Raw genomic sequence first — 10,353 nt, forward strand, 5'->3', positions numbered from 1 at the left:
TCGCTATGCATACAGTTCCTACATCGTTAAATCGCCCTTGGCTTGAGCAATTCTGGCGTCTTGCTTGGCCCATTTCTTTACAAGCCGTATTGCTAAGCCTGTTAGCTTTAGTGGATGTATTAATGGTAGCTACCTTAGGCGATGCCGAAGTGGCAGCTGTAGGTTATGCTGGCCGCGCCTTTTTTGTGGCGATTATCATTTTGAATGGTTTTTCTACAGCTTGCGCCATCTTAAGTGCTCAGCATTGGGGTAATAAAAACTGGCAGGCCATTGGTCGCACGGTTGCCTTGTCGTTTTACACCGGTTTAGTGTTTACCCTTATTACTTTAGCCTTTATGTATAGTCAGGCCGAAGTGATCATGCATTGGGGCAGCAGTGACCCCCTGTTAATTTCCCTAGGCAGTGATTACATTCATGCTACAGCATTGATGATCTTGTTTACCCTGCCGGTCATTGTTCTGGAGTCAGCGCTGCGCGCCAGCGGCAATACTAAATTGCCACTCTATATCAGTATTTTTGCGGTTATCGCCAACGTGGCACTGAACCAATTACTAATTTTTGGCTTTGGTCCTATTCCGGCCATGGGCATTGTTGGCGCAGGCGTGGCAACGGTTATCGCGCGCGCACTGCAAATCTGCATATTGTGGCTAAGCTTGCGCTGGCAATCTCACCCTCTCGTCAAGGCATGTTTGGTTGGTTTTTGGCAATTTAAGCGTGCAGAGTTAGTCAAGTACACCAAGCTAGCAGCCCCGTTAATTATCAACTTTGCCATTTGGTCGAGTGGAGTCTTTATGTTTGCTACCTTATATGGCCAACTAGGTACCAACGCTTTGGCAGCAATGAGTTTAATAAGCCCAATCGAAGGCATCGCCATTTCTTGCTTCATTGGTTTCTCTAGCGCCTGTTCCATTATGGTGGGCAATAAACTAGGCGCCAATAATTTCTGCCAAGCCTGGATAGACGCACGTCTGTCATTATTGGTTAGCCCGATTGCCGCTCTCGGTATTGGTGTAGCGATTTGGTTATTAAGCTATCCCTTACTCAATTTGTTTGGCGCGCTCGAAGCTGAAACGCTAACTTTGGCAAAAACTTTGGTGTTAATTTTGGCGGCCTCAACCTGGTTGCGTATCTTTAACATGGTATTGATTAACGGCATTCTTCGAAGTGGTGGCGATAATAGTTTCTGTCTGATGTCAGATACCTTTAGCCAATGGGGGGTAGGATTAATGCTCACCACTATCGCTATTATGGTGTTCGACGTAAGCCTTATCACCGCATACTGCATTGCGCTTAGTGAGGAAGTATTTAAAGCAATGTTGTGTTTTTGGCGAATGCATCAGAAAAAATGGTTGCGTAACCTAACAACAGAGCCCATGGTCGAAACTAACTGATAAGACCAGAAAAATGCTGCCATTTTCTGCGAAATCCCTATAATTGCGAAAAATGCCGATGGCTTAGCACATTCATCTGAAAAAAATGTGCTAACCTGTATCCATTGACACGTTTTCCAATTTAAGCTGGCTTTTCAACGAAAATGACTAATAAATTCTCGATTTTGTTACTTAACGGCCCTAATTTAAACCTATTAGGCAAACGCGAGCCCGAGGTTTACGGCCACCAAACCTTAAGCGACATTGTTGAACAGTTACACGCTCAAGCCAGCGACTTGGGAGTTAGCCTTGCTGACTTCCAATCAAATATTGAAGGTGAGCTCATTGAGCGCATTCACCAAGCCATGGGTGAAGTAGATTTTATTATCATCAACCCTGCGGCATTCACTCACACCAGTGTAGCACTAAGAGATGCTTTACTGGGTGTTAACATCCCTTTTATAGAAATCCACCTATCTAACGTGCACGCACGAGAGCCCTTCCGCCATCATTCTTATCTCGCCGATAAGGCAGAAGGTGTGATCTGTGGCCTAGGTAGTCAAGGATATCAGTTTGCTTTGACTGCAGCGGTAAACAAGCTGCAGCAACAGTAGTGTAATTAACCAAATACGATAAAGAGAGCCCTTATGGATATTCGCAAGATTAAAAAATTAATCGAATTAGTTGAAGAATCAGGCGTTGCCGAACTAGAAATCACTGAAGGTGAAGAATCGGTTCGTATTAGCCGTAACTTCAGCGGTGCGACCCATGCAGTACACGCACCTATGCCGGCCCCTGTGGCTGCGGCTCCAGTTGCAGCTGCTGCTGCGCCAGCCGCACCAGCAGCTAGCGAAGCCCCAAGCGGCCACCAATTGTTATCGCCAATGGTGGGCACCTTCTACCGTTCATCTTCACCAGAGGCTGAACCATTCGTTAAAGAAGGCCAACAAGTGAATGTAGGCGATACACTTTGCATCATCGAAGCGATGAAGATGATGAACCAAATCGAAGCAGACAAAGCCGGCGTAGTGAAAGCCATCTTAGTCGACGACGGCGAAGCTGTTGAATTTGATGAACCGCTATTCATCATCGAATAAAGAGGCATTTGTATGCTAGATAAAGTAGTTATTGCTAACCGCGGTGAAATTGCCTTACGGATTTTACGCGCTTGTAAAGAGTTAGGAATTAAAACAGTAGCGGTGCATTCAACGGCCGACCGAGACTTAAAACACGTTTTGTTAGCTGATGAATCCATCTGTATTGGTAAGCCTGCCGCCACCGACAGCTACCTTGATATTCCGCGGATTATTGCTGCCGCCGAAGTCACCGATGCAGTAGCCATTCACCCTGGTTATGGTTTTTTGTCAGAAAACGCTGAGTTTTCTGAAATCGTTGAAAAAAGTGGTTTTATCTTCATCGGTCCTAAGGCCGAGACCATCCGTATGATGGGTGACAAAGTTGAAGCCATTAAAGCGATGAAAAAAGCTGGCGTACCTTGTGTACCGGGCTCAGATGGCCCATTGGGCGAAGATACTCAAAAGAACATTCAAATCGCTAAACGCATTGGTTACCCGGTAATCATTAAAGCGGCTGGCGGCGGCGGTGGTCGTGGTATGCGGGTGGTTCGCAAAGAAAGTGAGCTAATCCAAAGCATCGCCATGACCAAAGCAGAAGCCGGTGCCGCCTTTAATAACGACATCGTATACATGGAAAAATACTTGGAAAACCCTCGCCACGTAGAGGTACAAGTACTATCCGATGGTCAAGGTGGCGCGATTCACCTAGGTGAGCGTGACTGTTCAATGCAACGTCGCCACCAAAAAGTGGTGGAAGAAGCACCAGCCCCCGGCATTACCGAAGATATGCGCCGTTACATTGGTGAACGTTGTACTCGCGCATGTCTGGAGATCAACTACCGCGGAGCGGGTACCTTTGAGTTCCTATATGAAAATGGTGAGTTCTACTTCATTGAAATGAACACCCGTATTCAGGTTGAGCACCCGGTTACCGAGATGGTCACTGGTATCGACTTAATCAAAGAGCAGCTGCGGATTGCCGCAGGTCAGCCTTTGTCGTTCAGTCAAGATCAGGTAAAAATCACTGGCCACGCCATTGAGTGCCGTATTAATGCCGAAGATCCAGAGAGCTTTATTCCGTCTCCGGGCCGCATTAACCGTTTCCATCCGCCAGGTGGCATGGGGATCCGCTGGGACTCACATGTTTATGCCGGTTATTCCGTCCCACCTTACTATGACTCAATGATAGGTAAGCTTATCACCTATGGTGAGAACCGTGATATTGCGATTGCTCGCATGAAAAACGCCTTATCTGAGCTGGTAATTGACGGCATTAAAACCAACGTTCCGCTGCAACAAAAAATCATGCAAGACGAAAACTTCCAATTTGGTGGTGCCAATATTCACTACCTAGAGAAAAAACTCGGTCTGTCCTAACGGCGAGACATAAAAAGCCCTGCAAAGGGCTTTTTTTTCGCCTCCAGTTAGTGACTAAAGCCACCAAACACAAAAAAACCAGCACAGTTCAAAGACCCAAGCCATCATAACCAGTATATTCTGCCGACATTTTTTCACGAATTACCGCAATATGTCTTCATCTACCAAAATTGCCAGCCTAGAGCTCGGTCGAATCGTAGCAATTATCACCATCCTACTAATGCATTGTCAGGTTGCCATGCACTATGCCGAGATTAACGGCGAACCTTGGCTAGGCTTTATTATTAACCAAATTAGCCGCTTTGCCGTGCCCTTATTTTTCATTATTGCTGGCTACTTCATTGCCGACAAATTACAACGCGCGCCCTTTGTCACATTAAAGGCCTATGCCCGCCCCTTACTGCGGATCTGGTTAATCTGGAGCCTAATTTCACTATTGATGCCCTTCAACTTTGGTGAAGCTTTTCAGCAGGGCTACTTATATGAACGCTTACCTTATTGGGACTCACTACTTGCCTGGCCGCTAAATAGCCTATTTGAAGGCGGCTTGGTACACCTGTGGTTTATCCCTGGTTTACTCTGCGCCATAGCGATAGTGGCAATTTGTTTACATTTAGGCTGGAGCAAAGCCATTCTACCTGTGGCGCTAGGCCTGTATCTTTACGGTGTATTGGCCGGCAGCTACCAGCAAGTTAGCGGCTTGGAAGCGCCTATATTTACCCGTAATGGCCCGTTCTTTAGCACCCTATTAGTGGCCAGTGGTTACCTTATTCGCCAGCATCAATTTAAACTGTCTTTTGGTCCTGCTTTACTGCTAGCCCTGCTAGGCATGGCCGGCCACTTTGGCGAAGCGATCCTGCTCAAGAGCTACTATCAAGTACCTTTCCCGGTTCATGATTTTGTATTTTCTACAGTGGTTTGGGGTATTGGTGTATTTTTAATGCTAATGGCTAGACCTAACTGGGGACAACACCCGCAGCTGATCGACACTGCGCAAATGGTATTACCTTTCTACATCTTGCACTTGTTGGTAGCCATCGTTATGTTCAATATCGCTGATAGCTTGCAATTAAGCGGGCTAAGCAAAGATTTAATGATAGTGTTAGGCACCCTCGTGCTAAGTATCATGCTGATCAAAAGCATTCAGCAAACCCGACTTAATCACATACTGTTTCGATAAATCTCCAGCACTTAGCCAGTCTCTCCCTGCACTGGCTAAGCGCTGCCCGCCTTTAAACTGAACTGTAAGCCCTCCATAACAAGTGCAAACTGCTGTTAGATTAAAAACATCTAGCAAAAAGCAACAAATCACTTACAATTAGTTAACGCGCCGTAGTTCTAATAATCAGCAAGAATGCGGTATAAAATAATTTTAAGGAGGGTAAACGCCGTATGATTAGCAAATCTATCTATGAGATTCTCCCCAGCGTTTACCTCATGCTGGGCTCTAGCAGCGTAATATGGAACGATAATTCACTAGGCCTATTGGGTGGTGCCTTATTATTTATATTGGGCGCAGTCATTTGGGTAATGCGCTCCAACTATCGCCGTACCGATGAACATAAACTTCCCAGTAAGTCTTTTACTCTACCCGAAACACTCTATGAATTTGTGCCTTTCTTATTCATCGGGCTTGGCTTGAGTTTACTGTCGCAATTCAGCCAGCTACCTATTTATATAGTGGCAGCGGTTTGCTTATATCGCGGGACGCAACTGTTATACCTAAGACATCGCCACCGTAATTTTGCTTGGGATAATAACAATAAAAGAAAATCCCGCTCCTCTGCTCACGCCAACCGATAGCCCCCCTAGGTTAAGCCGAGCTGTATCACGCGTCAGACTTTCCCTCTCACTTAACCAGCAGACTTGATTCTGCTGGTTAAGCTTATTGGGTGTGTAATCCTAGGATGCCAAGCCCAACTAACTTTTAGATGCTAAGCTGCTACTAACACAGTACACTTGCCGCCTAAAATCAGAGAGGAGCGGACAATGCCTTGGATCCAGTTAAAAATAAACGCCACTAAAGATACTGCCGAAACCATTGGTGACATCTTAATGGAAACCGGCTGTCAGGCCGTCACCTTCTTAGACCGCCACGACACCCCCGTATTTGAACCATTGCTAGGCGAAACACCGCTCTGGGGAGATACCGATGTTCAGGGCCTGTACGATGCCAGCACCGATATGGCGCCGATACTCACGTTTCTGCGTGAGGCCCGCATTATTGAAGATGATAACTACAAGCTAGATCAGCTCGAAGACAAAGACTGGGAACGTGAGTGGATGAAAGACTTCCACCCAATGCAGTTTGGCGAGCGCTTATGGATCTGCCCAAGCTGGACTGACGTTCCCGATCCAAACGCAGTAAACGTCATGCTTGACCCTGGCCTCGCTTTTGGCACAGGCACCCACCCCACCACCGCACTATGTTTAAAATGGCTAGACCAACTCGACCTCAGCGGTAAAACCGTTGTAGATTTTGGCTGCGGTAGCGGCATTTTAGCCATTGCCGCCATTAAACTCGGCGCAGAACGGGTGGTAGGCATCGACATCGATCCTCAGGCCATCTTAGCCAGCCGCGACAATGCCGAACGCAATGGTGTAGCTGAGCAACTAGAATTGTACTTGCCTAAAGATCAACCGAAGGGCTTTCAAGCCGATGTAGTCGTCGCCAATATCTTAGCCGGGCCGCTCAAAGAACTGTCTGAGGTGATCCTCGCCTACCTCAAACCACAAGGTTCTATCGCCTTATCGGGGATTTTAGAAGAACAAAGTGAGGGCGTTCTTGCCGCCTATCAAACACACTGCGACATGGACCCGCTTGTTCTCGATCAAGAATGGTGTCGATTAAGCGGCCGCAAACGCTGAAGCCAATCACGCTTTACAGCAAACCCGCATCGGCTCGGGTTTGCTGCCACATTCCGCCACCAAAAATCCAGCTTTTTTTTTGAAAAATGTTCAATTTATAGCCTTTTCAGCGTGCACAAAAAGTCGTAAACTACGCCGCCCTGAGATTGAGAAGAACAACAGTCATGCACATAGGCAATTACAAACTGGACAATCCGGTGATACTTGCCCCAATGGCTGGCATTACCGATCAACCCTTTCGTCGCTTATGCTGGCGATTAGGCGCGGGGCTTACGGTATCAGAGATGGTGTCCAGCAACCCTCGGGTGTGGAACAGTAAAAAATCTCTAGACCGAATGGTTCACCTAGATGAATGCGGTATACGCAGTGTTCAGATAGCAGGTTCCGACCCAGAATTGATGGCGCTTGCTGCCCAGCATAATGTGGCAAATGGTGCACAAATTATCGACATCAACATGGGTTGCCCAGCGAAAAAGGTAAACAAAAAATTAGCTGGTTCGGCTTTGTTACAACAACCCGAATTAGTCGAAAAAATTCTTGATGCTGTGGTATCAGCTGTGGATGTTCCAGTGACCTTAAAGATCCGAACCGGTTGGTCACCAGAGCATCGCAACGCTTTGCAGATTGCTAAGCTGGCAGAAGATTCGGGGATTCAATCCTTAGCCATTCATGGTCGCACACGAGCATGTATGTATAAGGGAATGGCCGAATACGACACCATTAAAGCAGTAAAACAAGCAGTATCAATACCGATTGTGGCAAATGGCGACATCACCACACCGGAACAGGCCAAACATGTATTGGACTACACCGGGGCTGACGCCATCATGATCGGTAGGGGAGCTCAAGGTAATCCTTGGCTTTTCCGAGAAATTAATCATTTCTTGAACAACGGTGAGCGTTTAGCGCCCCCCTGCGCCCAAGAAGTGAAGGAAGTTATGCTTCACCACTTAGACAACCTGTATGCACATTATGGGGAGTATCAAGGGGTACGTATCGCACGCAAACATGTGGGCTGGTACCTGAAGCAAATAGCGGACACGGACGAGTTTCGAGGCCAGTTTAACCAGCTTGAATCAGCCCTGGCCCAAACGTCCGCGATTGAGCAGTTTTTCGAATAGTTGTGATCATTAAATTTAATTAAAAAAGAGCGTCAAGTATGTTTGATTCAAATAACACCACAAACACACTTTCTACTATGACCAGCAGTGCTACTAGCACTGAAGTGAAAGAACGTCCATTGCGCGATTCAGTTGAGCAAGCCTTGCGCAACTACTTCGCCCAACTCAATGGCGGAGATGTGTCTGAATTGTACGAATTAGTACTATCTGAAGTTGAAGCCCCGTTGCTTGACGTAGTTATGCAATACACTCGCGGTAACCAAACCCGCGCTTCAATCATGTTAGGTATCAACCGTGGTACTCTACGTAAGAAGCTAAAAAAATACGGCATGAACTAAACACTAGTTCATAAGCTATTGATTAAAAAGCCAAAGTAGTTGATTTTACTTTGGCTTTTTTGTGTTTGCTAAAACAAAACATACTCTCTAGTCTAACCATCGGCTAATGCTCACTGATCATCTTCACTTTTACGCCCTAACTGAGTCTATTCCGCCTGAACACTTGTTGGCAGAGCAGATCTTAGCCACAATGAATTGGCTAATCCCCCTTTCATACCTTAGAGGCCGTTATGAAAATCAAACCCGAAGTCGATCTGCATTTACATACCATCGCCAGCACCCATGCCTATAGCACCCTGCACGACTATGTTCATTACGCCAAGCAAAATGGCATTAAGATGTTTGCGGTAAGCGACCACGGGCCAGATATGACAGACGCTCCGCACGAGTGGCACTTTATTAATAGCGCCTTATTTCCTCGGGTTGATCAGGGCATTGGCATTCTTCGCGGCATCGAGGCCAATATTAAATCGCCAGCGGGAGAGATTGACTGCAATCAGCGGATGAGAGCTCAATTAGACATTATTCTCTGCGGTTTTCATCAGGAAGTATTTCCGCCGCAGTCGATACACATCAATACCGAAGCCATGCTCAATACCATTAAAAGTGGGCTGGTGAATGTGATAACCCACCCCGGCAACCCCGCTTTTCCCATCGATGCTGAAACCATCGTTAAAGCGGCGGCGCAATATAACGTTGCTTTAGAGATCAACAACAGCTCGTTTATTCACTCGCGCAAGGGCAGCGAAGCCAATTGTGAGCGGATCGTCCAACTGGCCAAACTGCACGATGCCCCTTTAAGCATTGGTTCAGATGCGCACATCGCCTACGACATAGGACGTTTCGATAAAGCCTTAGCCTTACTAGAAGCCAACGACTTCCCCCCAGAGCGAATCATCAATCGCAGTATGCTCTCGTTACTGGATCACTTAGCCGACAAAGGTAAGGCACTGCATCAAGAATTTGCCGAGTTACTTAGCTGAATGAGGCAACTTTACCCAGCAACATAAGCCAAGCCCTATAAATGGATTCACTCTAACCCATGGTATTTTTCAGTTTGGCGCGAATGCGGCTGAGAGCCACCGGAGTAATACCAATATAGGAAGCAATTTGTTGCTGAGGTAGGCTTCGTTGTAACTCGGGGAAATCGCAGCAAAAATCCAAATAGCGTTGGGTTGCTGAATGGCTGGCCATTCTATGCTCTTTCATTTCCTTGCTAATAAAGATGCTTTCCATAAATTTGGCATAGGCTTGCATAAAAGCCAGATCTTGACTCATTTGCTGATAAAACGACTTCCATGAGAAAGAAATCGCTAAGCATGGTTCGAGCGCTTCAATACTAAACAAGCTCGGTTGCTCACTAACCATCGCCCGAGTAGAGCCCACCATACGCGGCGCTTTAGCCAGCGTTTGGGTATATTCCTTGCCACTATCGCTTAGGCTGTAGTAGCGCAGCAAACCCTTATTCAAAAAAAATACTTTGGAAGAATACTCCCCTTGATGAACCAAACACTCCCTCTTGTGAAGTGAATGCACCTCGAAATTAAGCGTGAGTAAGCGCCAGTTTATGCCAAGTTGATACTGATTAAAGAAGTCCATTAACTGTTGTTTAAGATAGCGTCGGTCCATGCGCTCCTCTACTTGCTCGCGTAAAGCGGCCATCAATCATCAATAGTGCCAAAATCACCATCAGCAGGCCAAGCCCAAACCCGCTGGAAAGCAGGCTAAAATCATCGTAGTTAAGGGCAAAATAACCTGCTACCCATACTGGAATAGTGTAACTGAAGCCAAGCAAGCAAGCCGCGCCTGCCCGCGCCGTAACCCACTGCTGCAAGATGAACGTAATTAAGGTAGTAAACACCGTGAGATAAGCCAGTAACTTCCAGAAGTGTAGGTTAAGCCACTGCACCGAGCTTAACTCTCCAAATACCAGCACCATAGGTAACAAACTAGCGCTAGCAAATAGCAGTATTAAGTAGGCTCCTTCAAAGGCCGACACCTTAGCACTCCAACGTTGCACAGCCACAACATGAAAAGCCAGCAAACAACACGCCACCAAATAAATGGCATCCCCTTTGTGCCACTCAATGCTACCATCGCGGGTGAATAACAATACCAATATTGCTCCACCAGCCCCCAGTAAATAACCCAACCACTGCCTAAGCCCCGTGGCTTGCCCAAACAGGCTGGCGAACAATGCACC

At 46.7% G+C, this 10,353-nt stretch carries 11 protein-coding genes and 1 pseudogene; 10 read left to right on the forward strand and 2 right to left on the reverse strand.

Translation table 11 applies throughout. The features are described from left to right. The first annotated feature begins 5 nt into the window (after positions 1–5). The 10 genes from ACQY6Q_RS03350 (at position 6) to ACQY6Q_RS03395 (ending at position 9,133) form a co-directional block, all read left to right on the forward strand. Positions 6–1,391, forward strand: coding sequence for an MATE family efflux transporter (locus tag ACQY6Q_RS03350; RefSeq protein WP_427977858.1), 1,386 nt, complete (start codon positions 6–8; stop codon positions 1,389–1,391). Positions 1,392–1,534: 143 nt separating this feature from the next. Beyond that, entirely contained in the window at positions 1,535–1,984 is a 450-nt protein-coding gene (gene aroQ, locus ACQY6Q_RS03355; RefSeq protein WP_427977860.1) for a type II 3-dehydroquinate dehydratase, read from the forward strand. 33 nt (positions 1,985–2,017) lie between these two features. Then, positions 2,018–2,467, forward strand: coding sequence for an acetyl-CoA carboxylase biotin carboxyl carrier protein (gene accB / locus ACQY6Q_RS03360; RefSeq protein WP_427977862.1), 450 nt, complete (start codon positions 2,018–2,020; stop codon positions 2,465–2,467). Between the two features lie 12 nt (positions 2,468–2,479). Then, positions 2,480–3,823 (forward strand): acetyl-CoA carboxylase biotin carboxylase subunit, encoded by a 1,344-nt coding sequence (gene accC, locus ACQY6Q_RS03365; RefSeq protein WP_427977865.1) that lies wholly within the window; start codon positions 2,480–2,482, stop codon positions 3,821–3,823. Between the two features lie 151 nt (positions 3,824–3,974). Continuing rightward, positions 3,975–5,003 carry an acyltransferase gene (locus ACQY6Q_RS03370; RefSeq protein WP_427977868.1) on the forward strand — a complete coding sequence of 343 codons (1,029 nt, stop codon included), beginning with the start codon at positions 3,975–3,977 and terminating at the stop codon, positions 5,001–5,003. 212 nt (positions 5,004–5,215) lie between these two features. Then, complete coding sequence (locus ACQY6Q_RS03375; protein ID WP_427977870.1) at positions 5,216–5,626, forward strand: hypothetical protein; 411 nt, start codon at positions 5,216–5,218, stop codon at positions 5,624–5,626. Between the two features lie 186 nt (positions 5,627–5,812). After that, positions 5,813–6,691 carry a 50S ribosomal protein L11 methyltransferase gene (gene prmA, locus ACQY6Q_RS03380; RefSeq protein WP_427977873.1) on the forward strand — a complete coding sequence of 293 codons (879 nt, stop codon included), beginning with the start codon at positions 5,813–5,815 and terminating at the stop codon, positions 6,689–6,691. A 164-nt stretch (positions 6,692–6,855) separates the two neighbouring features. Continuing rightward, positions 6,856–7,812: a tRNA dihydrouridine synthase DusB gene (gene dusB / locus ACQY6Q_RS03385; protein ID WP_427977875.1), complete on the forward strand. Its 957-nt coding sequence runs from the start codon at positions 6,856–6,858 to the stop codon at positions 7,810–7,812. Between the two features lie 38 nt (positions 7,813–7,850). Next, positions 7,851–8,150 (forward strand): DNA-binding transcriptional regulator Fis, encoded by a 300-nt coding sequence (gene fis / locus ACQY6Q_RS03390; protein ID WP_427977877.1) that lies wholly within the window; start codon positions 7,851–7,853, stop codon positions 8,148–8,150. A 236-nt stretch (positions 8,151–8,386) separates the two neighbouring features. Further along, positions 8,387–9,133: a phosphatase gene (locus ACQY6Q_RS03395; protein ID WP_427977886.1), complete on the forward strand. Its 747-nt coding sequence runs from the start codon at positions 8,387–8,389 to the stop codon at positions 9,131–9,133. Between the two features lie 52 nt (positions 9,134–9,185). On the opposite strand, the gene ACQY6Q_RS03400 is transcribed toward ACQY6Q_RS03395, so the two are convergent. Further along, complete coding sequence (locus tag ACQY6Q_RS03400) at positions 9,186–9,779, reverse strand: Crp/Fnr family transcriptional regulator (RefSeq protein ID WP_427977880.1); 594 nt, start codon at positions 9,777–9,779, stop codon at positions 9,186–9,188. Next, positions 9,760–10,353, reverse strand: a pseudogene (locus ACQY6Q_RS03405) (hypothetical protein); the annotation flags it as partial. The pseudogene ACQY6Q_RS03405 and the gene ACQY6Q_RS03400, both read right to left, overlap by 20 nt.

The sequence above is a fragment of the Agarivorans sp. genome (genome assembly GCF_050295395.1).
Classification (GTDB): Bacteria; Pseudomonadota; Gammaproteobacteria; order Enterobacterales; family Celerinatantimonadaceae; genus Agarivorans.